19 protein-coding genes are annotated in these 26202 nt (G+C 69.7%); 8 read left to right on the plus strand and 11 right to left on the minus strand.

The window, feature by feature from the left end:
* The first annotated feature begins 18 nt into the window (after positions 1-18).
* Positions 19-1500, plus strand: a complete 1482-nt coding sequence (locus ACTMVF_RS36900; protein ID WP_441275438.1) for an aldehyde dehydrogenase family protein — start codon at positions 19-21, stop codon at positions 1498-1500.
* A gap of 129 nt (positions 1501-1629) precedes the next feature.
* On the opposite strand, the gene ACTMVF_RS36905 is transcribed toward ACTMVF_RS36900, so the two are convergent.
* The gene (locus tag ACTMVF_RS36905) at positions 1630-2574 is read right to left on the minus strand and encodes a superoxide dismutase (RefSeq protein ID WP_441275439.1); all 945 of its coding nucleotides are present in this window, start codon (positions 2572-2574) and stop codon (positions 1630-1632) included.
* A 378-nt stretch (positions 2575-2952) separates the two neighbouring features.
* Between ACTMVF_RS36905 and ACTMVF_RS36910 the strand changes: the two genes are divergently transcribed.
* On the plus strand, positions 2953-4413 hold the full coding sequence (locus ACTMVF_RS36910; RefSeq protein WP_441275440.1) for an aldehyde dehydrogenase family protein: 1461 nt from the start codon (positions 2953-2955) through the stop codon (positions 4411-4413).
* Positions 4414-4636: 223 nt separating this feature from the next.
* Positions 4637-5443 carry an SGNH/GDSL hydrolase family protein gene (locus tag ACTMVF_RS36915; RefSeq protein ID WP_441275441.1) on the plus strand — a complete coding sequence of 269 codons (807 nt, stop codon included), beginning with the start codon at positions 4637-4639 and terminating at the stop codon, positions 5441-5443.
* Positions 5444-5711: 268 nt separating this feature from the next.
* Here the strand turns inward: ACTMVF_RS36915 and ACTMVF_RS36920 are convergent, their stop codons facing one another.
* The 8 genes from ACTMVF_RS36920 to ACTMVF_RS36955 form a co-directional block, all read right to left on the minus strand.
* A complete protein-coding gene (locus tag ACTMVF_RS36920) occupies positions 5712-6287 on the minus strand; it encodes a PadR family transcriptional regulator (RefSeq protein ID WP_441275442.1) in 576 nt (191 codons plus the stop codon).
* A gap of 224 nt (positions 6288-6511) precedes the next feature.
* Positions 6512-9421, minus strand: coding sequence for a glycoside hydrolase family 3 C-terminal domain-containing protein (locus tag ACTMVF_RS36925; RefSeq protein WP_441275443.1), 2910 nt, complete (start codon positions 9419-9421; stop codon positions 6512-6514).
* Positions 9422-9533: 112 nt separating this feature from the next.
* Positions 9534-10538, minus strand: a complete 1005-nt coding sequence (locus ACTMVF_RS36930) for a LacI family DNA-binding transcriptional regulator (RefSeq protein WP_441275444.1) — start codon at positions 10536-10538, stop codon at positions 9534-9536.
* Positions 10538-12790, minus strand: coding sequence for an alpha-xylosidase (gene yicI, locus ACTMVF_RS36935; protein ID WP_441275445.1), 2253 nt, complete (start codon positions 12788-12790; stop codon positions 10538-10540). Before yicI ends, ACTMVF_RS36930 begins: the two co-directional genes overlap by 1 nt.
* A gap of 13 nt (positions 12791-12803) precedes the next feature.
* On the minus strand, positions 12804-13568 hold the full coding sequence (locus ACTMVF_RS36940) for a carbohydrate ABC transporter permease (protein WP_441275571.1): 765 nt from the start codon (positions 13566-13568) through the stop codon (positions 12804-12806).
* A gap of 107 nt (positions 13569-13675) precedes the next feature.
* Entirely contained in the window at positions 13676-14650 is a 975-nt protein-coding gene (locus tag ACTMVF_RS36945) for a carbohydrate ABC transporter permease (RefSeq protein WP_441275446.1), read from the minus strand.
* The gene (locus tag ACTMVF_RS36950) at positions 14647-15942 is read right to left on the minus strand and encodes an ABC transporter substrate-binding protein (protein ID WP_441275447.1); all 1296 of its coding nucleotides are present in this window, start codon (positions 15940-15942) and stop codon (positions 14647-14649) included. The genes ACTMVF_RS36945 and ACTMVF_RS36950 overlap by 4 nt, the downstream gene beginning before the upstream one ends.
* Positions 15943-16412: 470 nt before the next feature.
* Positions 16413-16886, minus strand: coding sequence for a cupredoxin domain-containing protein (locus tag ACTMVF_RS36955; RefSeq protein ID WP_441275448.1), 474 nt, complete (start codon positions 16884-16886; stop codon positions 16413-16415).
* Positions 16887-17040: 154 nt separating this feature from the next.
* Between ACTMVF_RS36955 and ACTMVF_RS36960 the strand changes: the two genes are divergently transcribed.
* The 5 genes from ACTMVF_RS36960 to ACTMVF_RS36980 all read left to right on the plus strand — a co-directional run bounded on the left by ACTMVF_RS36960 (position 17041) and on the right by ACTMVF_RS36980 (position 23366).
* Positions 17041-17622 carry an RNA polymerase sigma factor gene (locus tag ACTMVF_RS36960; protein WP_441275449.1) on the plus strand — a complete coding sequence of 194 codons (582 nt, stop codon included), beginning with the start codon at positions 17041-17043 and terminating at the stop codon, positions 17620-17622.
* The gene (locus ACTMVF_RS36965; protein ID WP_441275450.1) at positions 17615-18388 is read left to right on the plus strand and encodes a hypothetical protein; all 774 of its coding nucleotides are present in this window, start codon (positions 17615-17617) and stop codon (positions 18386-18388) included. Before ACTMVF_RS36960 ends, ACTMVF_RS36965 begins: the two co-directional genes overlap by 8 nt.
* 168 nt (positions 18389-18556) lie before the next feature.
* Entirely contained in the window at positions 18557-19405 is an 849-nt protein-coding gene (locus tag ACTMVF_RS36970) for an oxygenase MpaB family protein (protein ID WP_441275451.1), read from the plus strand.
* A 63-nt stretch (positions 19406-19468) separates the two neighbouring features.
* Positions 19469-21709, plus strand: a complete 2241-nt coding sequence (locus tag ACTMVF_RS36975; RefSeq protein WP_441275452.1) for a tetratricopeptide repeat protein — start codon at positions 19469-19471, stop codon at positions 21707-21709.
* Positions 21710-21788: 79 nt separating this feature from the next.
* The gene (locus ACTMVF_RS36980) at positions 21789-23366 is read left to right on the plus strand and encodes a phytoene desaturase family protein (RefSeq protein WP_441275453.1); all 1578 of its coding nucleotides are present in this window, start codon (positions 21789-21791) and stop codon (positions 23364-23366) included.
* A 4-nt stretch (positions 23367-23370) separates the two neighbouring features.
* On the opposite strand, the gene ACTMVF_RS36985 is transcribed toward ACTMVF_RS36980, so the two are convergent.
* Both ACTMVF_RS36985 and ACTMVF_RS36990 read right to left on the minus strand, forming a co-directional pair.
* The gene (locus tag ACTMVF_RS36985) at positions 23371-24258 is read right to left on the minus strand and encodes a GNAT family N-acetyltransferase (protein ID WP_441275454.1); all 888 of its coding nucleotides are present in this window, start codon (positions 24256-24258) and stop codon (positions 23371-23373) included.
* A 52-nt stretch (positions 24259-24310) separates the two neighbouring features.
* Positions 24311-26074: a serine hydrolase gene (locus ACTMVF_RS36990; RefSeq protein ID WP_441275455.1), complete on the minus strand. Its 1764-nt coding sequence runs from the start codon at positions 26072-26074 to the stop codon at positions 24311-24313.
* Between the last annotated feature and the right edge of the window lie 128 nt (positions 26075-26202).

Below are 26202 nucleotides of genomic sequence, written 5' to 3' on the forward strand. Positions count from 1 at the left end.
GATCCTCTGGAGGGTCACATGTCCGAAAGAGTCCACACAGCACCGGCGGAGACCTGGGCGGCACCTGTCCGTACCGGACTGCTCATCGACGGCAAGACCGTTGAGACCGAAGACTGGACGGCCGTCCACAACCCCGCGGCCCCTGATCAGGTCGTCGGTCATGCCGCAGCGGCCACCGTTGAGCAGGCCCGGGCGGCGGTAGCCGCCGCGGACGCGGCGTTCCCGAGCTGGGCAGCGATGCCCGCACGCCGGCGAGCGGAGATCATCGGCCAGGCGCTCACCCTCCTCGACGGCAGTGAGGCCGAGCGGGCGGCCCTGATGACCAGGGAGAACGGCAAGGTCTCCTTCGAGAGCCAGGTGGAGATGGGGGTTTTCGTCGCACGCACCCGGGCGGCGATAGACCTGGCCGACTCCCTCGACCAGGTACGACGCCTTGACGGCCCGCCGCTGACCTCGCACATCCATCGGCTCCCCACGGGCGTGGTCACCGTCATCGTGCCGTTCAACTGGCCGATCGCCATCCTCGGGGCGAGCCTGCCGTACGCGCTGCTCGCCGGGAACACGGCCGTGGTCAAGCCCCCGCCCACCGTGCCGCTGGCCATGGTGCGCACGCTGGAGCTGTTCGCCGCGGGGCTCCCGGCGGGGGTGCTGAACGTGGTGACGGGCAGCAACGACGCGGTCGCCCCACTGCTCACCGACCCGCGTGTCCGAAAGATCGTCTTCACTGGTAGCACGGCCGCCGGCAAGCACATCATGGCGGCCGCCGCACAGAACCTCGCCTCGGTGACGCTCGAACTCGGCGGCAACGACCCCGCGATCGTCCTCGACGACGCCGTACTCGACCAGGAGCACATCGGACGGCTCGTCCAGGGCGCTTTCCTGACCAGCGGCCAGGTCTGCATGGCGGTCAAACGGGTGTACGTCCATCGCTCCCGCTACGACGAGCTCGTCGACGCGCTGACCTCCGCCCTCGACACCCATTGCGTGGGCGCGGGAACCGATCCCGCCTCGACCATGGGCCCGCTCAACAGCGCCGCCCAGCGCGACAAGGTCACCGCCATGCTGGCCGAGGCGGCCGACGCCGGAGCCGAGGTGCGCGAACGGGGCACCCTGGCCCCCGGCGCCGCCACCTCCGCGGGCCACTTCCTGCGTCCCGCACTCGTCCTCGACCCCGACCCCCGCTTGCGGATCGTCACCGAGGAGCAGTTCGGCCCCGCCCTGCCGATCCTGCCTTTCGACGACGTCGATTCCGTGGTGGACCGGGTCAACAACGACTGGTCGGGACTGTGCTCCTCGGTCTGGAGCGGCGATCCCGCCCACGCGGGCAGGATTGCGGAAAGGCTGCGTACCGGAACCACCTGGATCAACCACGCCAACGCCGTCGCGTGCGACGACCGGGCTCCCTTCGGCGGCTTCCGCCAGAGTGGCATCGGACGGGAGATGGGCTCGGAGGGCCTGCTCTCCTTCACCGAAGCGCACACCATCACCACGCACGGATAGAAACGGCGATTGCGGCTGTACCCCGCCGGCCCTGAGTGGGCGGGGTGCAGCCGCACTCCGGCCGTACGTCAGAGCAACGGACCCCGCCCGCTTCGAGCGGACGGGGTCCAGCCGTTCTCCGGCCGTACGTCACATCAACGGCACGGACACCGCGTTGTAAGGGGTGTTCTCGTCCCGGCCCGGGGTGGTGAAGCGGGAGTTGGGGAGGTACAGCCGACCCTGGTAGGCGGCGGCCGTGGTGGGCAGGTCGAAGCGGTCGTCCCTGATCACCCCGACCGCGGTGCCCCGCGTACCCGACCGGTTGAGCCGGATCACGTCCACCTGGTTGGGGTTGGGCTGGACGACGTAGAGGGTGCGGCCGACGAGTGCGAGCCCGTCGCCGCTGGGCAGTGTGGTGTCACCCAAGTCGACCTTGCGGGCCACGCCGGTGTGGGGGTTGACGCGCATCAGCGAGCCGCCGTCCGCGGCCGCGTTGGTGACGAGCAGGGCGCTGCCGTCGGGGGTGAGCGAGATGCCGTTGGACGTGAAACCGGACTGCACCCAGTCACCGCTCAGCGTGAGGCTCTCCGGGGCGCCGATGCGGCCCTGCCTGCCCAGGGGCAGCTTGAACAGCTGTGCGCTGAACGACTCGGTGAACCAGGCGGCGTCGCGGGTGAGCAGGACGTCGTTGACGAAACTGTTCTCTCCGGCGACCACGTGGTTGGCGAGCAGCGCACCACTGTGGGCGTCGACGACCCGCAGTTCACCACTGCTGCCACCCGCCAGGAACAGCCGCCCCCAGGAGTCGGCCTTCAGCCCGACCGTCATGCGTCCCAGGCCGCGGTGGACCACCTTGCCCTTGCCGTTCGTGAGGTTCACCCGGTACACGCCGCCGGTGGCGATCGATCCGAAGTAGGCGTACGGCCCGGAGCCGATCGCGACTCCCTCCGGCCCCCACCCGTTGGGCAGCGAGAACTCCATGGGCCAGGACCTGGCGGTGCCCGGGGCGGCCTGTGCCGCACCACCGATCAGTGTCGTCGCCCCCAGCGCGATGCCCGCGCCGAGAATCTGCCTGCGTGCGAGAGAACTTGTCATCGATCGTCCTTCCACGGAAAAAAAGACGGGCCGTGCCGTTCCGGCTGGGCGCCTGGAGTCAATTATTGATAGTTCAAGTAGATGGACACAGCGACGAATGTCCTGACTCTCAGACTCCCTTCGTCCCACCGGAGGGAAAGCGGCCGGATCGGTGCGAGCCCGGACCGTGAAGGCGGACCACTCGACACCAGACCGACCTCGCAAGGCCGAACGTCGCGCACGAGATACGTCATTCGTCCTTACTTCCAGCGCTCGTCTCCCGGCTCTCTGTCCAGGCCGTCACCGCTGGGCCATCATCCGAAAACCTGCCGGCCGCAGTGGCGCGACCGGCGTGAGCACGGTGACGGCTCAGCGCCGCACCGGGAGGGCGAGCGGGCCATGAGCGTGCAGCGACCGCACATCGAACCGGGCAGGCTGTTCATCGGCGGAGAGTGGCGGGACGCGGAGTCCAAGGAGCGGCGCGACGTCATCGACCCGTCCACCGGCAAAGTCGTCACCACGGTCGCGGAGGCCGACGGGACCGATCTCGCCGTCGCGGTGGCCGCCGCCCGCGAGGCCTTCGACGCGGGGCCGTGGCCCCGGACGCCGGCCCGCGAGCGCGCCCGCGTGCTGCACCGGGTGGCCGATCTGGTGCGCGAACGGGCGGACGAGATCGCCGCCGTGGAGAGCCTCGACGTCGGCAAGCCCGTCTCGCTGAGCCGAGCGGTCGACGTGGAGACCGTGGCCGAGACATACGAGTACTACTCGGCGCAGGCGCAGAGCCTCGACGGGGCCACGCGGCAGCTCCCCATACCCTCCCACGCCTACACCTGCAGGGAGCCCATCGGCGTGGTGGGAGCGATCACCCCGTTCAACTTCCCATTGATCCTGAGCACATCGAAGTTCGCCCCCGCCCTGGCGGCCGGCAACACCATCGTCCACAAACCGGCCGACGAGACCCCCCTCAGCGCGCTGCTGATGGCGGAGATCCTCGCCGACGCCGGCGTTCCCGCGGGTGTGGTGAACGTCGTCACCGGCAGCGGCCCCGTCCTGGGTGAGGCACTGCTGCGTCATCCGGGCGTCGACAAGATCGCCTTTACCGGGTCGACGAGGATCGGCCGCCTGGCGGCGAGCACGGCCGGCGAGCAACTCAAGCCGGTCACCATGGAGTTGGGTGGCAACGCGCCGCACATCGTCTTCGAGGACGCCGACGTCGGGAAGGCGATCGGCGCGATCATCAAGGCCTTCGTCTTCAACACCGGACAGTTCTGCATGGGCGGACCCCGGCTGCTGGTCCACCGGTCCCTGTACGACACCACGCTGGGCATCCTCGCCGACGCGGTTCCGGCGGTCCCCGTCGGCGACCCCTTCGACCCGGCCACCGTCGTCGGGCCGATGGCCGGCGAGCGGCACCTGGAGAACGTCGAGCGGTACGTGAAAGCGGCCGCCGAGGACGGCGGCCGCATCGTCGTCGGCGGTGAGCGCTTGGAACTCAACGGCGGTTACTACTTCAAGCCCACCGTCATCGCCGGCCTGGACAACGACGCCCGCACCGTCCAGGAGGAGATCTTCGGCCCGGTGCTGACGGTTCAGCCCTTCGACACCGAGGAAGAGGCGATCGCGCTGGCGAACAGCACGCCGTACGGACTCGCCGCCGGTCTGCAGACCTCCGACCTGGCGCGCGCCCACCGCGTCGCCGCGCGCCTGGACGCCGGCATCGTCTGGGTCAACGACTGGGCCATGCTCGATCCCGCCGTGCCCTTCGGCGGCGTCAAGCAGTCCGGCTACGGACGCGAATCCGGGCCGGAGGCGCTGCAGGCGTACATGAGGACCAAGTCGGTCGTCATTTCCCTCGCCTGACCCCTCGACAGGGCCCGCTCCGAGCGCCCGGCCGCCGCCGGCGGGCCCTCCCGGCCGGATCGGCCGGGTGAACTCCGTCCCCGGCTCTTGGAGCCGGAGTCACTTTGCAGGAAGGCGAGCCCGCAGCTATCGTCATATTCAACAATGCGACTAGGTGCCTAGTTGTTTAGCGATGGCCGTGTGCCACTTCCATCAGCAGCGTTGACGAGAGGCGGTCGGCCCCGTGTCGAGCAGTGCGTATCTGCGCTATGTCGCCCTGGGTGACAGTCACACCGAGGGGCTCGGGGACGGCGACGACGTCCGTGGTCTTCGGGGCTGGGCGGACCGGCTCGCCGAGCAGGTCGCCTGCCACAGCCCCGGGCTGCTCTACGCCAACCTCGCGGTGCGCGGCCGTAAGGCCGGTCAGGTGCGCGCCGAGCAGCTGGCTCCGGCCCTCGCGATGCGGCCCGACCTCGCCACCGTGGTGGCTGGGGTCAACGACGTGTTGCGCCCGGGCTGCGACCTCGACGAGGTGGCCGGCCATGTTGAGGCGATGTTCGCCGCTCTCACCGCGCAGGGCGCCACCGTCGCGACCCTCATGTTTCCCGATGTCGGGCGTATCACGCCGTTGGCCCGCCCGATCGGTCACCGTGTTCTCGCACTCAACGCGCGCATCCGGGAGGCCGCCGACCGCCACGGCGTGGTGGTGGCGGAGACGGCCGCGCACGCGGCGGCGACCGATCCGCGGTTGTGGAGTGCTGACCGGCTGCACGCCGGCCCGCTGGGACACGCGCGCATCGCGGCTGCCGTGGCCCAGGCGCTCGGTCTGCCGGGCAGCGACGACAAGTGGACCCTTCCCCTGCCGGCCGAGGGGACAGACATCTCTGTCTGGAGGACCGTGGGTGCCGAACTGCGCTGGGCCGGCACCTTCCTCGGCCCTTGGGTCGGCCGCCGCCTGCGTGGCCGCTCCTCCGGCGACGGCCGCCAGGCCAAGCGGCCGGCGCTGCTTCCGGTGGCCGCGTCCGCTGGGGACACCTCCCCATCGGTGTGATGCGCTGGCTTGCGACGACGCCGACGGCTCCTCGTGCTGAACTGCTCTTCAGTCGAGTTCCAGCCCCTGCGTCAGATCACCGGCGTCGTCCGCTCCATCCTCTAGACCCGGTTCTACGACCGCAAGGAACTGCATCGCGATCCCGCCGACAAGGAACCGCAGCTGGTCCTCGCTCGGACACAGACCGACGACCCCTGAGAGGCCGGGCTGCTCACGACCGTCCAGCTACTAACTTTGTTGACTAACTGTGTGGGTGGGGTCGCCGCAGTCAGCCGTCGGCCCCGAGCGCGGCCGTGCGCTGTTCGAGCCTGCGCAGCGCCATGTCCCCCCACTGGAGGTTCTCCCGCTCGAACGACATCCCGCGCAGCAGGGTGAGATACGGGCCGATGCGCTCGGCCTCGGCGAAGTACGCCTCCTCAGAGCGCCCCTCGAGCAGGCGCTGCCGGAGCCGCTCGTAGCGGGCCAGCTTGGCGGTGGCCCACTCCATGCGCTCGGTGATGGCGGTCCGGACCGCTTCCATGTCGCCCGCGTCCAGGCACTGCACCTTGACAAGCAACTCGTCCCGGATCACCGCCGGTTTGACCAAGGGCTCGGCGGTGTAGGCGTGGACGGCCTTCCGCCCGGCCTCCGTCAAGGAGAACAGTCGCTTGTTGGGGCGGCGCTTCTGCTCGACGACGCGGGCCGTGACGAGTCCTTCGGCCTCCATGCGATCCAGCTCCCGGTAGAGCTGCTGGGGCGTCGACATCCAGAAGTTGGCGACCGTCGCGTCGAACGCCTTCGCGAGGTCGTACCCGGACGCCTCGCCCTCCAGCAGCGCGGCCATCACCGCGTTCCGCAAAGCCATGGATGCACGCTAGCGGATTAATCAACAACGTGACTAATAGTCACCCCTTTCCTGAGTATCAGACGTGGGCGCATGCATCCTTCCGCAAGGCCGTCGAGAGCGGCGACCTGGACGCTGTGTGCCGGCAGAAGGACGATCGGTGCGGCCCAGGACGGCCTTTCGGTGCGCGCCCTGGGCCGCGGTGTCACATGGCGGGTCGGCGAGTTGGCGGGTTGGCTGTCCGGTCAGCGCAGCGAGAACGTCGACAATCTCTGGCCCTCGCTCAGCACGAGGTACACGTCCTGGCGCCCCTTCGCGGCGGCGGACAGGGAGGCGTTCACCGTCTCGTACGTGTACACCGACCCCGTTGCGGACGCCGTCGCCGTACCGACGAGTGTGCCGGTCGGTGAGCCGAGCCGTATCTCGACCTTGCCGGCCGCTCCGGCCACCCGCGCACTGAACTTCGCCGCGCCGGAGCCCAGTTGGGCATCGGCGAACTCGAGCCAGGCCCCGTCGGCCGAAGCCCCCACCGAGGTTCCCCGGACCTTCGACTCGTCCACCAACCGGACACCCTCGTAGTCGTCGAAGTTCTCGGCGCGGGTCACCCGTGACAGATCCCGGGCCGGGATCGTCTCGCCGCGCACCTTCAGGGAGGTACGGGAGCGGATGTCCTCGGAGGACGCGCCCACGAGGACGTCGTACGTGCCGCTCTCGACCACCCACTTGGAGCGGGTGACGTCCCAGTGCGCGAGGTCCTTCGTCGCGAGCTTCAGCTTGACGGTCTTCGTCTGGCCCGGCTTGAGCGAGATCCGCTGGAACGCCTCCAGCTGTTTCAACGGCTGCTTGTCGCGTGAGACGCGCTGGTGGGTGTAGAGCTGCACGACCTCGTCCCCGGCACGCTTGCCGGTGTTCGTGACGGCGACCTCGTATCCATCGTCGAAGCGCTTCAACTCCCCGTAACGGAAGGAGGAGTACGAGAGTCCGTAGCCGAACTCGTAGAGCGGGTCGCCCTTGAAGTACTGGTACGTGCGGTCGTGCTTGATGTTGTCGTACTCCAGGATGGAGGGGAGGTCGGCCTCAGACTCGTACCAGGTCTGGGTGAGCCGCCCGGCCGGGTTCACGTCGCCGAAGAGGACGTCGGCGAGGGCGTTGCCGGTCTCCTGGCCCGCGTGGGTGGTCCAGAGGAGGGCCGGGACCTCCTTCTGGAGGGCGCCGAGGGTGGTCGGGTAGCTGTTCTCGACGACCACGACCGTCTTCGGGTTGGCCGCGCGCACCGCCTTGACCAGGGCTTCCTGGGACGGGGCCAGGCCCATGTCCTCACGGTCGTCGTTCTCGCGGCCGTTGATCGCGGGCATGGATCCGACCACCACGACCGCCGCGTCCTTGCCCTTCACGGCGGCCACGGCCTCCTCGGTGCCGCTGCGGACGACGTCCTTGGTGTAGTGCGCGGCCTCCTCCTTGGTGACGAGACCGAGGGTGCCGTCGGGGCCGGTCGGGCCGAGGTAGACCGGGTTCGACCACCAGGGCTCCCGGGTCTCGTAGCCGGCGTACCGCAGCAGGTGGGTGCCGTCGGCCTGCTCCTCCAGCGCGAACTGCTGCTGCACGAACCAACCGTTCGGCTGGACCTGGTCGTTGACGAAGTTCGACCAGTTGTAGCCGACGTACTTGCCGTTCGCGGCCGACCGCAGGGTCACGATGCCGGAGCCCCAGTCGAACACGTCGAACTGGGCCTCGGCCCCACTGGACGCGCTCTCCTTCAGCGCCTCGCCGTCGGCGTCCGTCCCCGCCGTCACGTACGTCCCGCTCTCCGCGTTCTTCAGCGTGATCCGGTCCACGCCTTCACTGCTCGCGACCGACGTGCCGAGTTTCGCGGCGATGCCCTCCTTGGGCGTCACGGCGTACGGCAGGGTGCCCGAGTACCAGTCGGTGTAGAGGGTGTCGGCGAGCGGACCCACGACCGCCACGTCCTGGGACGCGGAAGCCTTCAGGGGCAGGGTGGCGGCCGAGTTCTTCAGCAGCACCGCCGCATCGGCCGCAGCCTTCCGGGCCAGCTTCTGATGGGCCGGACTGTTGATGACGGACTTGTCGATGGAGCCGTACTTCCCGCCGCCCGGGTCGAATTCACCGAGCCGGACGCGGATGCTCAGGATGTGCCCGGCCGCCGTGTCGACGTCCGACTCCTTCAACAGGCCTGTCGACACTGCCGACTTGATGGCCATCGTGGTCCGCTCGGAGTTCATGTCGTCCGTCGTGAAGCTGTCGATGCCCGCCTTCAGCGTGGCCGCGTTGCCCTCGGTCAGGGTGCCGTAGTACTTCTGACTGCCGGTTCCGATCAGGTTGTTGGGCGCGTGGGCGTCGGTGACGTTCAGGAGGTCGTGGGAGGTCCAGGTGCGTACGTCGTCCAGCGCCGGATTGACTGTCGCCGGACGGCCGTTGACGAGGTTGTACGACGACATCACGCCGGTCGCCGCGCCCGCCTCGATCGCCGGTCTGAAGGCCTGCTCCTCGTACTCCTTGAGGACGCGTGGGCGCAGGTCGGACGAGGTGGTGGTGCGGTCGGCCTCGTTGTTGTTGGCGAGGAAGTGCTTGAGCGTGGGCGCCGTCTTGAGGTGGTCGGGGTCACCGCCGGTGAGGCCGGTGCCGTACGCGGTCGCCATCGCGCTCGTCAGGTACGGGTCCTCGGAGTAGCCCTCCTCGTTGCGTCCCCAGCGCGGGTCGCGCAGCGGATTGACCACCGGGGCCCACAGGTTGAGGCCCCAGCCGGGCGGGCGCTCCTGCTGGAAGCCGCGCGCCTCGTCGCCCACCGCCGAGCCGACCTTCTTCATCAGCGCCGGGTCCCAGGTCGACGCGAGGCCCACGGCCTGCGGGAAGACGGTGGTCTCGCCGAGCCAGGCGACGCCGTGCAGGGCCTCTGTGCCGGTCTTGAACGACTGGATGCCGAGGCGGGGGATCGCGGGCTGGTACTGGTGGAGCAGAGAGATCTTCTCGTCGAGAGTGAGGCGGGCGAGGAGGTCGTCGACACGGCGGTCGACGGAGAGTTTCGGGTTGCGGAAGGCGTACGCGGAGTCGTCCGCCGCGGCCGTTCCCGTGGCCGTGACGCCGAGTCCCGCGACCAGGGTCAGGCCCAGGGCCAGGGCGGGGATACCCCGTCCCACGGGGGTTCTCCGTCTTCTCTTGCCTTTCATGGCACGGCTCCTTCAACTAGGGCCTTGCATTGGCGGCTTGGACAGGATTGCTTCCGTGGGGGGAGTGGGGTTGGGGGGTGGTTCAGGGGCGGGGCATCGTGCTGGCCCGCACGGTCAGCCGCGGTGAGAGCAGAGTCGCCTCCGGTGCGGAGTCGCCGCCGAGTATCTTCATCAGCAGATCCACCGCCCCGGCGCCCACCTCGGCGGCCGGTATGGCGATCGAGGTGACGGGGACGCGGGCGCGCTCGGCCAGTTCGTCCGGGCAGATCGCCGTGACCGACAGATCCTTCCCGACCCGTAGGCCGAGGCCCTCGAACGCGTCGATCAGCGGCTCCAGGATCGGTTCGTTGTGCACCACGACGCCCGTCAACGCGGGCTGCTCCCGCAGGAGTTGCTCGGCGATCCGGCGGGCCGCCGCGGGCGTCGACTCGCACGGGTGGACCGAGGAGGACAGCCGGTTCCGGTCGGCCGCGGCGGTGAAGCCCTGGACCACGCGCTGGGCGAACCCCGTCTCCCGTACGTACACCTCGGGCGGCGACCCCACGAGTCCGATCACCCGGTGCCCGAGCCCGGCCAGATGCTCGACGCACAGCTCGCCCGCCGCCCTGAAGTCCAGGTCGATGCAGGTCAGCCCCTCCGGTTCCTGAGGGAATCCGATCAGCACCGAGGGCCGGTCCAGGGCGCGCAGCAACGGCAGCCGGGGATCGCGGAGTTGGACGTCCATCACGATCAGCGCGTCGACCAGCGCGGTGTCCGCGACGCGCCGCAGCCCCGCCTCGCCCTCCTCCTGCGTCAGCAGCAGCACATCGTGGTCGTGGGCGCGGGCGGCGGTGACCACCGACACCGCGAACTGCATCACCACCGGCACATGGATGCCGGCCCGTAAAGGGATCACCAGCGCCAGCACGTTCGACCTGCTGCTCGCCAACGCCCGGGCCCCGGCGTGGGGGCGGTAGCCGAGCTGGCGGATGGACGCCTCGATGCGCCGCCGGGTCTCCTCGGAGATCGGGCGCTTGCCGCTCAGGGCGTACGAGACGGTGCTGGGGGAGACCCCGGCGTGCCGCGCCACATCGGTGATCTTGACCATCAGCCCAGCTTCACCGTCAGAAACCCGGTACCGGCCTTCGCCCGCACCTCACGTCCACCCGCGGCCAGTCCCCAGGGCGCCGAGGGATCACTGCAGGAAGCCCGCAGCACGTCCCCTTCTCGGACGACGGTGAAAGTCACGTCGCCCACGGCTACGGTCACCTGGGCGCCGCGTCCGAGCCCGTACGCGTGCAGGGTGACGCCGTCGGCGTACGCGTAGTCGGGCCGGTCGTCCACGGCCCCCACCGGGATCACCGCACCGGGCCTGACCAGCAGCGGAACGCTCAGGAAGCCGTGTCGCTCGCGCACCCAGCGCGGTCCCGTGACCGACTGCCCACTGAGGAAGTGGGTCCAGGTGCCCTCGGGGACGTAGTAGGAGACGTCTCCCTCGTCGGAGAACACGGGGGCGACCAGCAGGTCGGGGCCGAGCATGTACTGCCGTTCCAGATGCGCGCACCCGGGGTCGTCCGGGAACTCCAGGACCATCGCGCGCATCATCGGCACGCCCTCGGTGTGCGCGGCGCGGGCGGCCTCGTACAGGTAGGGCATGAGGCGCAGCTTCAGGCGGGTGAAGAGGCGCAGCACGTCCACGGCCTCCTCGTCGAAGAGCCAGGGGACGCGGTAGGAGGAGCTGCCGTGCAGCCGGCTGTGCGAGGACAGCAGCCCGAAGGCGATCCACCGTTTGAAGAGGGCGGGCGTCGGCGTGCCCTCGAAGCCGCCGATGTCGTGGCTCCAGTAGCCGAACCCCGACAGGCCGAGGGAGAGCCCGCCCCGCAGCGACTCGGCCATCGACTCGTACGTCGCCTCGCAGTCGCCGCCCCAGTGCACGGGGAACTTCTGGCTGCCGGCGGTCGCCGAGCGGGCGAAGACGACGGCCTCGGACTCGCCCCGGTGCTTGCTGAGCACGTCGAAGACCGTGCGGTTGTACAGGTACGTGTAGTAGTTGTGCATCCGCTCGGGGTCGCCGCCGTCCGCGTAGGCGACGTCGAGCGGGACCCGCTCCCCGAAGTCGGTCTTGAAGCAGTCGACGCCCTGCGCGAGCAGTGCCTCCAGCTTCGACGCGTACCACGCGCGGGCGGCCTCGCTCGTGAAGTCGACGAGCGCCATCCCCGGCTGCCACAGGTCCCACTGCCAGACACTGCCGTCCGGCCTCTTCAGCAGGTGCCCGAGGGCCTTGCCCTCCGCGAAGAGCGGCGAGCGCTGCGCGATGTACGGGTTGATCCACACGCTGATGTGCAGCCCGCGCTCCTTGAGGCGGGCCAGCATGCCCTCCGGGTCCGGGAAGACCCGCGGGTCCCACTGGAAGTCGCACCAGTTGAACTCGCGCATCCAGAAGCAGTCGAAGTGGAAGACGGAAAGCGGGAGTTCGCGCTCCTTCATGCCGTCGATGAAGGAGCTGACGGTGGTCTCGTCGTAGGAGGTGGTGAAGGACGTCGACAGCCACAGCCCGAACGACCAGGCGGGCGGCAGGGCCGGACGCCCTGTGAGGGCCGTGTACTTGCGGAGGATGTCCTTCGGGGTCGGGCCGTAGATGACGTAGTACGTCAACTGCTGTGTCTCGGCGCTGAATTGAACCCGGGACACCGCCTCCGAGCCGACCTCGAACGACACCCGGCCCGGATGGTCGACGAAGACGCCGTAGCCCGCGTCCGTCAGATAGAACGGCACGTTCTTGTACGCCTGTTCCGTGGCCGTGCCGCCGTCGGCGTTCCACATGTCGACGACCTGGCCGTTCTTGACCAGCGGCCCGAAGCGCTCGCCGAGCCCGAAGACCTGTGTGCCCACGCCGAGGTTCAGCTGCTCGCGCAGATAGTGGCCGCCGGTGCCGGCGTCCCGCATGATGCCCATGCCCTTGGGGCCGCTGGAGGTGAGGGTGCGGCCGTCCGCGAGGAAGTCGACGTGCCAGGGGCCGGTGCGGCTGACTCTGACGGACAGGGCGCCCGCGGTGAGGGTCGCTGACTCCTCGTCGTAGCCGGTATGGGCCGTGAACTCGTCCTTCGCCAGCTCGAATTGGGGCCCGTGCGGCTCCTCGCCCTCGAAGTGCGTGAACGTGATGCCGATGACGTCCGGCATCGGCGCGTGCGCGCTGATCGTCACGACCGGTCCCTTCAGCAGGTCGCCGCGGTGGCGGATGGGCTGGGTCGGCGCATGGATCTCCAGGGCGCCGGCCCCGTCGGTCACATCGAGGACCTCGACCGGGTGAGCTGCGGTCACCCCCTCGCGCAGCAGCCAGTAGCCATCGGTGAACTTCACGGGCCACACTCCTTCATTTGACCGCACCCACGGCGATCCCGCGGGTGAGGGTCCGCTGGAAGACGAGGAAGAAGACGATGGCGGGCAGGACACCCAGCAGCGCGGCGGCATTCGTCATCGTGGCGTCCATCAGACGCTGGCCCTGGAGCACGCCCAGCGCCACCGACACGGTCTGGTTGTCGTTGGAGATCAACATGACCAGGGGCAGCAGGAACTCGTTCCAGGTCCAGATGAAGAAGAGGACCAGCAGCACGCCGATGGTGGGCCGGCTGACGGGGACCACGATCCGCCACAGCACCTGCCACTTGTTGGCCCCGTCGATCTTGGCGGCCTCGATGATCTCGCGCGGGAACTTGCCGAGCACGGCGGAGAGGAGATACGTACCGAACGCGGCCTGGATCACGGTGAAGACGATGATGACGCTCAGCCTGGTGTCGTACAGGCCGGCTTCCTTGCTCAGGTAATAGATCGGATAGACCAGCGCCTCCTGCGGCAGCATGTTCGCCAGCACGAAGAAGGCGAGCACCCAGGTGCGGCCCTTGATGCGGCCGATGCCGATCGCGTACGCGTTGAGGACGGACAGGACGACGGCCAGGAGAGCCACACTGCCGCTGATCAGTACGGAGTTGACGAGCTTCTGCCCGAAGTCGACGCGCTCCCAGAAGTCCTTCAGGCCGTCGAGGTAGAGGCCCTCGGGGAGGCTGAGCGGGCCGTTCGACGAGTACTCGGCGGGCGACTTCACCGCGTTGAGCGCGACGATCAGGAACGGCAGGACCATGAACAGGGCGCCGATGAACAGGGCGACGAGGACGGGATAGCGACCGACGACGGAGCGGACGGGCCGGCGTGCATCGGTGCGTACGGCTGTCTCGGTGCGTACGGCTGTCATGTGCGGAGCCCTTCCTCGGTGTCCTCGGCGCGGGTCTGGAGCTTGAGGCCGATCAGCGCCAGCACGAGGATGACCACGGTCAGCACGGTCGAGATCGCGGCGCCGTAGCCGACCTGGGTCTTCTCGAAGAAGGTGGTGAAGGAGAAGTAGGAGGGGACGTTGGTCGCACCGCCGGGCCCGCCCTTCGTGAGGACGTACACCGCGCCGAACACCTTGAGCGCGGCGATCGTGCACCAGAGGAGGACGACGTAGATCTCGGGCCGGATCTGGGGGAGGGTGACGTGCCAGAACCGCCGCCACCAGCCGGCGCCGTCCAGCTCGGCGGCCTCGTACAGCTGCGGGTCGACGCGTTGCAGCCCCGCCATGAAGATGACCAGCGGGAAGCCGATCTGCACCCACACCATCACGCCCATCACGCTGTAGAGCGCGAAATCCGGGTCGCCGAGCCAGTCCTGCTGGAGGCTGCCGAGTCCGATGGCCTTCAGGAGTTCGTTCAGGGAGCCGTTCTCCGGTGCGAGAATCCAGCTCCACACGATGCCCGCGACCGCGATCGGCAGGACCTGCGGGAGATAGAAGCAGGCGCGGAGCACGGCGACCGTCTTCGTACCGAAGTGCTTGCCGACGAAGTCGAACAGGGCGGCCGCGAGGACCAGCCCGACCACCGTCGGCACCGCCGCCATCGCCATGACCATGAAGAGGCTGTGCCGGAAGGACGCCCAGAACTCCGAATCGTCCATCAGCTCCCGGTAGTTGGCGAGCCCGGCCCACTTCGGAGTGCCGACGCCCTGCCACTCGGTGAAACTCACGCCCGTGTTCATCAGGAACGGCACGATGATGATCGCGAAGAAGGCGAGGATCCCCGGGAGCAGGAACAGGGTGTACGAGTCCCGGGGGCGGCGCGGGCCCTTCGCGTGCTGGTCCTGCTTGGTGACCCGGCCGCCCCGTTCTCCCCGCTTGACGGTGACCGTCATGTCTTCGGTACGCCCTTGTCGTACGCCTCCTGCACCGCGTCCAGGTAGGCGTCCGGTGTCGCGCTCCCCGTGATCAGCTTCTGTGTCTCGGAGACGAGGACGTCGTAGAAGCCGGGAACGGGCCAGTCCGGGTAAAAGGCCAAGCCGTCCCTATCGGAGAGGGTGTTGAAGTTGGCGATGAGCGCCTTGGCCTGCGGGTCGGTGATGGCGGCAGGGTCGGCCGCCACGGGGACGCCGCCCTTGTTGCCGAGCAGGTTCTGGATCTTCTCCGACATGGTGATGTCGATGAAGTCGTACGCCAGCTCCTTGTTCTTGGCGCCCTTGGGGACGACCCAGAGGTTGCCGCCGGAGCCGGCGGTCATGTCCGAGTCCGGCCAGAGGAAGGTGCCCCAGTCGAACTTGTTCTCCGCGGCGAAGCGGCCGTACCACCAGCTGCCGGAGAACAGGATCGGGCTCTTGCCCTGGATGAAGGAGACCCCGGCGTCCTCCGCCTTCGTGCCGCTGGACTTCTTGCTGATGTAGCCCTTCTTCACCCAGTCCGCGAAGGTCTCGGCGCCGTAGGTCCAGGCGGCGTCGTGGAAGTCGGTCTTGCCCTTGTAGAGCTGGTACGAGTCGACCCACGCGCGGTCGGCCTTCGACAGGGCGAGCTGGTAGAGGTACTGGCCGGCCATGTACTCGGCGCCCGCGTTGGCGAGCGGGGTGATGCCCTCGTCGACGAACTTGTCCATGGCGGCGGTGAGTTCGGCGAACGTGGTGGGTTCCTGGATCCCGTACTTCTTGAAGAGGTCCTTGTTGTAGAACACCATCGTGTACTCGGCGTAGTTGGGGATCCCGTACCAGTTCCCGGAACCCATCACGCCGTTGGTGTCGTACTGGCTGGTCGTCCGCACCCCGGCGCTGAGCTTCTTGTCCCAGCCGCGCTCGGTGGCCTCGGCGGTGAGATCGGTCAGGAGCCCCTGCTTGGAGAGGAGTCCCGCCGTCGCGTTGCCCTTGTTGTACTCCATGAGGTCGGGTGCGTCGCTCGAGTTGAGGACCATCGGGGCGGTCTTCTGGATCTGTTCGAAGCCCTTCTCCTCGAACTCCACCTTGACGCCCGGATGGGTCTTCTCGAACTCCTTGATGGCCGCGTTCCAGGCCACGCCCATCGCGCTGTCCGGACCCTCGTAGTGCCACAGTCTCAGCGTCTTGCCGTCTGATCCACCACTGTCCGAGTCGCCGCAGGAGGCCAGGAGCAGAGCCCCGCTCAGAACCGCTGCGGCGGTCGCCACCACACGCCTTCGTGCCGTCAACATCCAGTGCCTCCAGGGGAGTCGGATGGCTCACTGTCCCGTGAGTCGTGCTCGTCACGCTCGTCGTGGGGGGCGTCACGCAGGGTTCATCGAATCGTTTCGATGCGGGACGTCGAAGCGCTTCGACGAGGAAGGTATGTGGGGGCTGGGGGCGCGTCAATGGGGCGCGTCGGAATTGGGACGGGTGTTCGGTTGGGCGGACGGGTCCGTCAGTAGACGTGACCCAACATGTCGCGTCTATTCAGCAAGGCCGGCGCCACCAACAGAACGCACCCTGCGGCTTCGACGGCGAGGGTCGGCTTGACCAGGTTCGCGTCGAGAGCAGCCCGGCCCCGATCGCATTGAGCAGGAACAGCGTGCCGATCGTGTCCAGATACCGGTAGCCGTCGTATCAGAGGTGGAGGTGGATCGCGCCCATGGCCACGGCCGTTCCCGCCGCGGCCGGCCGCAGGGCGACGAGCACGAGCGTGCGCTCAGTAGCCATTGCGGTCGGTCGTGTCGGTGCCCGGTGAGGCGGTGTCACCGACGGTGAGCTCAGTCTTCATGCCCAGGTCCTTGTGCCCGCCGACGGGACAGTAGACCTCGTACGTGCCGTCCTTCAGCGTGATGGTGAGATGCGCCGACTCTCCGGGTTCCAGCGTCCGCGTCTTCTCTTCCGTTCCGGAGCCCTCGATCTCCAGGGCGTGGTCGTGGCGTCCGTCGTTCTTGGCGACGAAGGTGTAGTCACCCGCCTCCAGCGTCGTCCTGGACAGCTGCATCTTGAAGTCGGTCATCTTGACGTCCACCTGAGTGGTTCCCGGCTTGCCGCTCTGCTCCGGGGTCGACGTGGACGAGCCACCACCGTTGTCGTCTCCGCCTCCGCACGCCACGAGGATGCCCGCCAGTGCTCCGGCGGCCAGCCCGGGCCCGACGTTCTTGCGCACCAACGTCATGAGCGTCGTCGCCATGTCTCGGCCCTCCGTGAGAAATCGTTCCTGACCAGAGGTACGGACGGACTGCGCCAGGGGATTTCCGGCAAGCGGGAGCAAGCGGAAGAATGGGGCCGTGTTCCCGCGTGGAAGCGGGGGAATCCGTTCGGCGAGGTCCGCCGTATCCACTGGTATGCGGAGATCGGGCCTCCCCCTCGGGCGGCTCTCGGACGAGGCGCTGCTGGCGGGAATGGCGACCGGCGCCCCGGAGATCGCCCTTGCGTTCGTCCGCCGGTTCCAGCACATGGTCTTCGGTATCGCCATCGCTGTCGTCGACGACCCCCAGCTCGCCGAGGACATCGCCCAGCAGACCTTCGAAAGAGCTTGGCGTCACGCGCAGGTCTACGACTCCCGGCGCGGATCGGTGAAGACCTGGCTGGGGACCATCGCGCACAACCTGGCGATCGACGCCGTCCGCGCGCGCAACGCGACCCCGGTCTCCCCCGAGGACCTCGACGCTCTGCTCGGCATCGTGACCCGGACGCCCGAACAGTGGGCACTGGCCGACGAGGCGGCATCGCGGATACGGGCCGCGGTGGCCGGCCTACCGCGCCAGCAGGCGCGTGCCGTGGTCATGGCCGGGATCTACGGGATGACCGCACGGCAGATCTCCGAGTTCGAAGGGATCCCCCTGGGCACGGCGAAGACACGGATCAGGACGGCGATGGGGAAACTGCGGACGGTTCTGGGACCCGAGCGAGCCGATCATGACTGACAGGGACTGCGAGCGGCTGAGGGCCGTCGCCGACGAGCTGGCGCTGGGTATCCTCCCCGGTCAGGAGCGCGCCGAGGCCATCGCCCACCTGGACCGCTGCCCCACCTGCCGGGAACACGTCGAGCAGCTGACGCTCGTCGCGGACGGGCTGCTCTCTCTCGTCCCGGGCAGCGAGCCGCCCGCCGGCTTCGAGACACGAGTGACGGACGGGCTGCGCCCGAACCGGCCGCCACGGCGACGGCGCCGACCACGGGCCGGCGTAGCAGTCGCGGCCGCCGCCGCGATCGCCCTCGGGTTCGGCTTCGGTGGCTGGGCCGTCGGTACGGCCATCGAGGGGGTGCCGGCTCCCCCCTCGCAGAGTTCGGAGCCCCCCGGCTCGAAGCACAGCCTGCGCGCAGCGTCTTTGCTGGCCCCCGACCACCGTCCGGTGGGCCGGATCTTCGCCTATACCGGATCTCCGGGCTGGCTCTACATGTCGGTCCACCTCGGCCGGGAAGGGTCCGGATCCGATTCCCGGGCCGCAGAGGAGTCCGAGGCCGCAGTCTCGCGCGACGGATACCCGGAAGCCGGAAGGGTCAGCTGCCGACTGGAACGTACGGACGGCACGTCGGTCCACATCGGGGATTTCGCCCTCGACGACGCCGGCCGGGGTTACTGGGGAGCCCCCACGCGGGTCGACCCGGACACGGTGTCCGGTGCCCGGCTGCTGGCCGCGGACGGCTCCGTCCTGGCCACGGCCCACTTCGACGCACGGCAGAACCGGTGACCGCAGTTCACCGCTCGTGTGAATCGATGCGCCCTGGAGCAGGCGAGTGTCTTGCGCCCACTCCCGCCAGTAGCGCCCGGCAATGCGCCTTGCTCCCCAACCGGCCCCTCGACCACGGATTCGCGGCATGGGATCGTGGTCGAACGGGCGTACGCGGAGGTGGGCCGCATGACCGATGCCGATCCGGGACTGTTCGGTCCCTCCTCGGTCACCTGGCAGATGCATGGCGACCCCATGATGTGGGTCGCCGGAGTCCGCGCGCTCTACCTCCAGGCCCTGCATCCGCGCGCCGTGCGCGGCGTCATGCAGAACTCCGACTTCCGGCGCGACGCCTGGGGCCGACTCCTGCGCACGGCCAACTTCGTCGGGACGATCACGTACGGCATTACCGAGGCCGCCGAGAAGGCCGGGGCCCGAGTCCGGAAGATCCACGGCATGCTGAGTGCCACCGACCCGGACACGGGGGAGCGGTACGGCGTCGAGGAACCCGAACTGCTGCTGTGGGTGCACTGCGCGGAGATCGACTCCTATCTGCAGGTCGGCCGCCGCTCCGGCTTTCACCTCACCGACGCGCAGGTCGACCGCTACATCGCCGAACAGCGCGTCAGTGCCCGCCTGGTGGGCCTGGACCCCGACGCCGTACCGGCGAACCAGCAGGAGATGGCGGCGTACTTCGAGAAGGTGCGCCCCGAGCTCGCGTGCGGACCCGAGGCACGCGCCGTGGACGACTTCCTGCTCCGCCCGCCGACGCATCCCCTTCTCATCCCGGCGCGCGAGGTGCTGTGGCGGCGCGTGGCGCAACTGGCGTACGCCGCCCTGCCGCCGTACGCCCACGAGTTGTACGGCAGACCGGCCCCGAAACCCGCCACCGTCACCCGCCAGTTGCGTGCCACGGGCACCCTGCTGCGCTGTATTCCCGCACGTCTGCGCTGGCAACTCCCGCCGAAACACATCCTGCGCGCCATGGCCCGGCTCGGTCCCGACTCGCGCCCGGCACCGTACAAACTCGGACGATAGCTCGCCATACTGGACGAGCCGGGGGAGGGTGGGGCGGACCGTGACGGGGGGCGATCGCGGGAGATGGGGGACAGCAGGCTGATCCAGGGCCGGTACCGGCTGCTCGATCTGATCGGGCGCGGCGGTATGGGCGAGGTGTGGCGTGCGCGCGACGAGTCGCTGGGCCGGCATGTCGCCGTGAAGTGCCTCAAGCCGCTGGGACCGCACCACGACCAGTCCTTCACCCGTGTCCTGCGGGAGCGGTTTCGGCGGGAGGCCCGGGTGGCCGCCGCACTTCAGCACCGCGGGGTGACCGTCGTCCACGACTTCGGCGAGTCCGACGGCATCCTCTTCCTGGTCATGGAGTTGCTTCAGGGCCGCAACCTCAGCCAGCTCCTGGAGGACAACAAGCACCACCCGCTGCCCGTCCCGGACGTCGTCGAGATCGCCGACCAGGTCGCCGCCGCCCTCGCCTACACCCACCAACAGGGCATCGTGCACCGCGACCTGAAGCCCGCGAACATCATGCGGCTCGCCGACGGCACGGTGAAGATCTGCGACTTCGGCATAGCACGTCTCGGCCACGACATCGGCTTCACCTCCCGGCTGACCGGAACCGGCATCGCGATGGGCACCCCGCACTACATGTCGCCGGAGCAGATCAGCGGAAGCGAGGTGGACCAGCGCAGCGACCTGTACTCGCTGGGGTGCGTACTGTACGAAATCGCCACCGGGGTACCGCCGTTCGACCTCGACGACCCGTGGGCGATCCTCGTCGGCCACCGCGACACCCCGCCCCGGCCGCCGCGCGACCACCGCGCCGAGCTGCCCGAGTACCTGGAGAAGGTCATCCTGGACCTGCTCGCCAAACGCCCCGAGGAACGCCCACACGACGGACGCGAGTTGGGGCGGAGGATCGGTCTGGGCCGTACGACGCCGACGTACGTGCCCACCGTGGTGACCCCGCAGCCGGACCACAGGCCCCCGGCGCCCCTGGCCCGCGAACCCCGCCTGCCGTCCTGGACCCGTGGCATGACCACCGGCCACAAGGCCACCGGCGCCGGACTGCGCACCACACCCCCCGATGCCGGGGCCGGCCTCACCGGCGAGTGGGTGCCGCGGCCGGCCACCGGCCGCCCTGAGGAGACCGCCGTGCCGGACGGGCCCGACGCCCCTTCCGCGGCGACGCTCGCGGCGCTGTCCGGACGGCACAACGCCGGGCTCAGCCTGGGCCGGCTCGGCCGCTGGACCGAGGCGGGCGAGGTGCACCGGGCCGTCGCCGCCGAGCGCGAGCACCTCCTCGGCCCGGACCACCCGGACACCCTCGCCAGCCGCTACGAGGTCGCCTTCACGCTCAGCCGCACCGGCCGCGCCGCCGACGCCCTGCGCGAGTACAAGCACGTCGCCCGCGCCCGCAGCCTCGCCCTGGGGCCGGACCACCCGGAGACGCTCGCTGCCCGGCAGGAAATGGCTTACGTGCTCGGCCAGTTGGGCCGTCACTTCGACGCGCACCAGGTCTACGCGTCGGTGCTGACGGCACGGGAACGCGCCATGGGCGCCGATCATCCCGACACCCTGCGCTGCCGCCACAACCTCGCCTTCAACCTCAGCAGGCTGGGCCGTCTGGAGGACTCGTACCGCATGGCCGAGGAGGTCGCCGTGGCCCGCGCCCGCGTCCTCGGCCCGCAGCACCCCGACACCCTGGTCACCCGCTACGAAGTCGCGTATGCGCTGGGCCAGTTGGGACGCTGGCCGGAGGCCCTGCAGACCTATCGCGAGGTCGCCGAGGCGCGCGGGAAGGCACTCGGCCCGGACCACCCCGACACCCTCGCCGCCCGCTACGAGGTCGGCATCAGCCTCGGCCGCCTCGGCCGCAGCGCGGAGGCGCTCCAGCTCTACCGCGACCTGATCGACGACCGCACCCGCGTCCACGGCCCCGCCCACCCCGAGACCCTCCGCGCCCGGCACGGCCTCGGCGTCAACCTCGGCCGGCTCGGCCGCTGGGAGGAGGCCCTCGCCGAATCGCGAGACGTGTGCGCGATCCGCGAGCGCGTGCTGGGCCCGGACCACCCCGACACCTTGGTCAGCCGGCGCGAGGTCGCCGTGAGCCTCGGCTGGCTGGGCCGCTGGCCGGACGCGCTCACGGAGTACCGCAGGGTGGCCGCCGCCCGCGAACGCGTCCTCGGCGCCGGCCACCCCGACACCCTCGCCAGCCGCAACGACGAGGCCCACTGCCTGGAGCAGCTCGGGCGGGGCGCGGAGGCCGTCGAGCTCTACCGGAGGGTGGCGGTGCTGCGGCAACAGCAGGGGTCCGGTGGCTCGTGAGGCCGGAAGTCTCCCTGGCCGGTGACTCCTGCGCGGCCGACCTATGGCCGACCTAGATCATCACGTGTTACGAAGAACCATGCCTGCACACGAGGGACACCCGGGACACCGTACATACGACACGGTCATCGTCGGCGGAGGCCACAACGGCCTGGTCGCCGCCGCCTACCTCGCCCGGGCCGGACGGTCCGTGCTGGTGCTGGAGCGGCTGGAGCAGACGGGGGGCGCCGCCGTGTCCACGCGGCCGTTCGCCGGCGTCGACGCACGGCTGTCGCGCTACTCGTACCTGGTCAGCCTGCTGCCGAAGAAGATCGTGCGGGACCTCGCCCTGGACTTCCGCGTCCGCACGCGCAACGTCTCCTCGTACACGCCCGTGGAACGGGACGGACGGCCGACCGGACTGCTGGTCGGGGGCGGTGAGCGGCGCACCCGGGAGGCGTTCGCCCGGCTGACCGGCGGCGATGCCGAGTACGCGGCCTGGCAGCGGTTCTACGGCATGACCGGCGAGGTCGCCAAGCGGGTGTTCCCCACACTCACCGAACCCCTGCCGAGCCGCGAGGAACTGCGCCGCCGGGTGGACGACGAGGAGGCCTGGCGCATCCTCTTCGAGGAACCGATCGGTGTCACGATCGAGGACCGCTTCACGGACGACCTCGTGCGGGGCGTGGTCCTGACGGACGCGCTGATCGGCACCTTCGCCGACGCCCATGACGCCTCACTGAAGCAGAACCGCTGCTTCCTGTACCACGTGATCGGCGGCGGCACCGGCGCCTGGGACGTCCCCGTCGGCGGCATGGGCGCCCTCACCGACGCCCTGGCCGCGGCGGCTCGTCAGGCGGGCGCGGCCGTCGTCACCGGGCACGAGGCGGTACGGATCGACACGGACGGCCGTACGGCGGAGATCACGTATCGGACGGCGGACGGCGAGGGCGTCGCCGCCGCCCGGCACGTCCTGGTGAACGCCTCCCCGCAGGAGCTGGCCGCCCTCACCGGCGACACGCCCCCGGCCCCCGCCGAGGGTGCCCAGCTCAAGGTGAACATGCTGCTCAAGCGCCTGCCCCGGCTGCGCGACAGCTCCGTCGACCCCCGCGAGGCCTTCGCCGGCACCTTCCACATCGCCGAGAACTACGGCCAACTGGCCACTGCCCACGCACAGGCCGCCGCCGGGGAACTCCCCACCGCGCCGCCGTCCGAGATCTACTGCCACTCCCTGACCGACCCGACGATCCTCGGCCGCGACCTCGTCGAACGGGGCTACCAGACCCTCACCCTGTTCGGACTGCACACGCCGGCCCGGCTCTTCGAACGCGACAACGAGGCCGTACGCGAGGAACTGCTGAAGTCGACGCTCGCCCAGCTCGACGCCCACCTCGCCGAGCCGCTCGCCGACTGTCTGGCGACGGATGCGGACGGACGGCCCTGCATCGAGGCGAAGACCCCGCTGGACCTGGAACGCGACCTGCGCCTGCCCGGCGGCAACATCTTCCACCGCGAGCTGGCCTGGCCGTACACCCAGGAGGGCACGGGCCGCTGGGGCGTGGAGACGCGGCACCCGAACGTGCTGCTGTGCGGGGCGGGCGCCGTGCGTGGGGGCGGGGTGAGCGGGGTGCCGGGGCACAACGCGGCGATGGCGGTCCTGGAGGCCGGCGACGGTTGAAGGCCTAACCGCCTTCCGGTGCGCCGTAGGAGAACTTGTACCCGGTGAAGTCCGCGACGCGGACGTATCCGATGCGCTGATAGAGGGCGTTGCTGGTGGCGTTGGTCGGGTCCGCGAACAGGACGACGTCCGTCGCGCCCGCCGTCAGCGCGGCCCTGGTCACCTCGACCGTCACGGCGCCCGCATAGCCGCGGCCCCGGAGGTGGGCCGGGGTGTAGACGGGGTCCACCCGGATCATGCCGCCGACCATCGACGTCGAGCCCGCCATGGATACGGGAGTGCCGTCCGGGGCCTCCCAGAACGTGAAGTGCTTGTCGGCGAAGCGGGTGTCGGCCCAGGAGCCGGCGTCAATGGCGTCCATGGAGGCGTTCTCTCCCACGTCGACGCAGAACTCATGGCACCAGCGCACGACTTGCTCATGGTCCTTCTCGTCCGCGACGCGGCCCAGGCCCGCCGCGAACGGCTCCGGTGGGCTGAGTGTGCCGAGACGGTACAGATGAGTCCGCCAGAAGGGTACCGGCGCCGCGCCCGTGTGCCGCTGCCATGTTTCGGCGAAAGCGGTGGCGCTGTCGTGGTCCGCGATGACGCCGGAGGGGGAGTGGCCGAGGCCGGCCAGGTGAGCGGCGAGGGCGCCGGCCTGTTCGGCAGACAGGGGGGTGAGGCTCAGGTGGCCGAGCCCCGTGCGATAAAGGACAGCGCGGACCTCGCCTCCTGACTTCAGTCGGCCGAAGACGGTGGCGGCGGGACCGTGTGCGTCCGCCCGGCGTGTGCGCAGTTTCTCGAGGTCCGTCAGCGGTGTGTTGTGCAGGGCGGGGCGCGAGCGCAGGAAGTCTCCGGCTCGGGCGAGAAAGTCGTCGATGTCTTCGGTGAGGTGCCAGTCGTCCGAGCGCATGCCTCATGGTCCCTGGAGTCGTCGCGTGTGTTGCGGCGAAGTGGCTGAGCGGTCAGTCAGTGGCGGCCGACCAGCCCGTCGCCTCGATCCGCGCCGCGTCCGCCGGGCGGGCCTCGTCGAAGAGGACGGTGTCCGCCGCCTCGACCCGCAGGCCGTCGACGTACACGCCGCGGCCAACGTACAGCCGGTCGGTCGCGTACCGCCAGCGGAGCTTCAGCTGCCGGTGCGAGGGGACTTGTGCCGTCAGCCGGTGCCAGACTCGCCCCGACCAGCCGGTGACCGTGCCGGCAGGGTGATCCTGCGGTCGCTCGCCGGGGCGTGTCGTCGTGAAGGGAAGCCGCTGCCAGGTGGTGCCCCCGTCGGTGGTCGCCTCGAGGGCGAGGACGTCCGACTGGGGTTCGGTGTCCCACCACAGGGCGCAGCACAGCCGTGCGTCGCCGGGGAACGTGTCGAGCGCGGGGAGAGCCAGGGTCGCGGTCGTGGCGCTCGCCATTCCCGAGAACCATGCGGTACGACCATGCCGGGGCCGGACCGGCACGGCGCGGGCCAGGTTGTCGGCGGCGGCGACCCGGGGCGCGGAACCGGAACGCCAACTGCGCACCGGATGGACCGAGTTGCCGAGGACGACGAGGAAGGAGTCGGTCGTCGGGTCGAGGACCAGCGAGGTGCCGGTGAAGCCGGTGTGCCCCGCGGTACGCGGCGTGGCCATCGCGCCCATGTACCAGTGCTGGTAGAGCTCGAAGCCCAGGCCGTGCTCGTCGCCGGGAAAGGCGGTGTTGAAGTCGGTGAACATCAGCTCCACCGACTCCGGTTCCAGGATGCGTGACTTGCCGTAGGAGCCGCCGTTGAGCAGCGTCCGGCCGAGCACCGCGAGGTCCCAGGCGTTCGAGAACACGCCCGCGTGGCCCGCGACCCCGCCCAGGCTGAAGGCGTTCTCGTCGTGCACCTCGCCCCACACGAGCCCACGGTCCAGGCCGGACCAGGGCTTGCGGGCGTCCTCGGTGGCCGCGATCTTCGGCTTCCAGGCCGCGGGCGGGTTGTAGCGGGTGCGGCGCATGCCGAGCGGGGCGGTGATCTCATCGTGGAGGAGGGTGTCGAGCGTGCGTCCGGTGATCTTCTCCAGGACCAGTTGGAGGGAGATCAGGTTCAGGTCCGAGTAGAGGTACTTGGTGCCCGGTGGGTTCAGCGGCGCCTCGTTCCAGATGAGTTGGAGCTTCTCCTCGTACGTCGGCACGCTGTACAGCGGTATCCAGGCGCGGAATCCCGAGGTGTGGGTGAGGAGCTGACGGATCGTCATGTCTTGCTTGCCCGCACGGGCGAAGTCGGGGAGGTAGGAGGCGACCGTCGACTCCAGAACGAGGGCACCCCGCTCGACCTGCTGCACGGCGAGGATCGAGGTGAACAGCTTGGACACCGAGGCCAGATCGAAGACGGTGTCCTCGGTCATCGGGATCTGCTGGTCGGCCGGGAACTCGACGCCCCTGTCGGTCTTCTCGTCGTACGCCCGGTAGCGCAGCGCCATGCCGATGGGCTGGTGCAGGGCTACGGTCCCGCCGCGCCCGGCGAGCAGGACGGCGCCCGCGTACCAGGGGTGCTTGGGGGAGGGGTCGAGGAACGCCTCGGCGTCGGTGACGAGCCGGCGGAGGTGGGCGGGGAGGAGACCGGCACGCTCGGGGGAGCCGTGGCGGAGGGTGGGGTGAGCGGACGCGGGGAAAGCTGCGGCCGGGTCGGCGGGTAAGGGGGCGAAGGCCAGGGCACCACCCAAGGCCACAGCGCCCAGTTGGCGGCGGGTAAGTCTGGGGGCCTCATCGGTCATCGTGAAACCTTCCTGTCGGGTGCCGGTCGTGTCAATGAGGCGTGCGCGTTCCACGAGGTGTGCCCAGGAGGCGAAGGGAAAACTGACGGGTCATCAGGAAACCCCTTCCGTCCTCCGGAGGACTCCGG

This window comes from Streptomyces sp. SD31 (assembly GCF_052068475.1).
GTDB lineage: Bacteria > Actinomycetota > Actinomycetes > Streptomycetales > Streptomycetaceae > Streptomyces.

What these genes read in the sequence shown, in the direction of transcription:
- ACTMVF_RS36920 (WP_441275442.1), bottom strand. Translation starts at nt 6,287, where the DNA reads ATGGCTTTGCGGAACGCGGTGATGGCCGCGCTGCTGGAGGGCGAGGCG.
- ACTMVF_RS36930 (WP_441275444.1), bottom strand. Translation starts at nt 10,538, where the DNA reads ATGGTCAAGATCACCGATGTGGCGCGGCACGCCGGGGTCTCCCCCAGC.
- ACTMVF_RS36940 (WP_441275571.1), bottom strand. Translation starts at nt 13,568, where the DNA reads ATGGTCCTGCCGTTCCTGATCGTCGCGCTCAACGCGGTGAAGTCGCCC.
- ACTMVF_RS36950 (WP_441275447.1), bottom strand. Translation starts at nt 15,942, where the DNA reads ATGTTGACGGCACGAAGGCGTGTGGTGGCGACCGCCGCAGCGGTTCTG.
- ACTMVF_RS36985 (WP_441275454.1), bottom strand. Translation starts at nt 24,258, where the DNA reads ATGCGCTCGGACGACTGGCACCTCACCGAAGACATCGACGACTTTCTC.
- ACTMVF_RS36910 (WP_441275440.1), top strand. Translation starts at nt 2,953, where the DNA reads ATGAGCGTGCAGCGACCGCACATCGAACCGGGCAGGCTGTTCATCGGC.
- ACTMVF_RS36955 (WP_441275448.1), bottom strand. Translation starts at nt 16,886, where the DNA reads ATGGCGACGACGCTCATGACGTTGGTGCGCAAGAACGTCGGGCCCGGG.
- ACTMVF_RS36905 (WP_441275439.1), bottom strand. Translation starts at nt 2,574, where the DNA reads ATGACAAGTTCTCTCGCACGCAGGCAGATTCTCGGCGCGGGCATCGCG.
- ACTMVF_RS36945 (WP_441275446.1), bottom strand. Translation starts at nt 14,650, where the DNA reads ATGACGGTCACCGTCAAGCGGGGAGAACGGGGCGGCCGGGTCACCAAG.
- ACTMVF_RS36960 (WP_441275449.1), top strand. Translation starts at nt 17,041, where the DNA reads ATGCGGAGATCGGGCCTCCCCCTCGGGCGGCTCTCGGACGAGGCGCTG.
- ACTMVF_RS36980 (WP_441275453.1), top strand. Translation starts at nt 21,789, where the DNA reads ATGCCTGCACACGAGGGACACCCGGGACACCGTACATACGACACGGTC.
- ACTMVF_RS36990 (WP_441275455.1), bottom strand. Translation starts at nt 26,074, where the DNA reads ATGACCGATGAGGCCCCCAGACTTACCCGCCGCCAACTGGGCGCTGTG.
- ACTMVF_RS36965 (WP_441275450.1), top strand. Translation starts at nt 17,615, where the DNA reads ATGACTGACAGGGACTGCGAGCGGCTGAGGGCCGTCGCCGACGAGCTG.
- ACTMVF_RS36970 (WP_441275451.1), top strand. Translation starts at nt 18,557, where the DNA reads ATGACCGATGCCGATCCGGGACTGTTCGGTCCCTCCTCGGTCACCTGG.
- ACTMVF_RS36900 (WP_441275438.1), top strand. Translation starts at nt 19, where the DNA reads ATGTCCGAAAGAGTCCACACAGCACCGGCGGAGACCTGGGCGGCACCT.
- ACTMVF_RS36975 (WP_441275452.1), top strand. Translation starts at nt 19,469, where the DNA reads ATGGGGGACAGCAGGCTGATCCAGGGCCGGTACCGGCTGCTCGATCTG.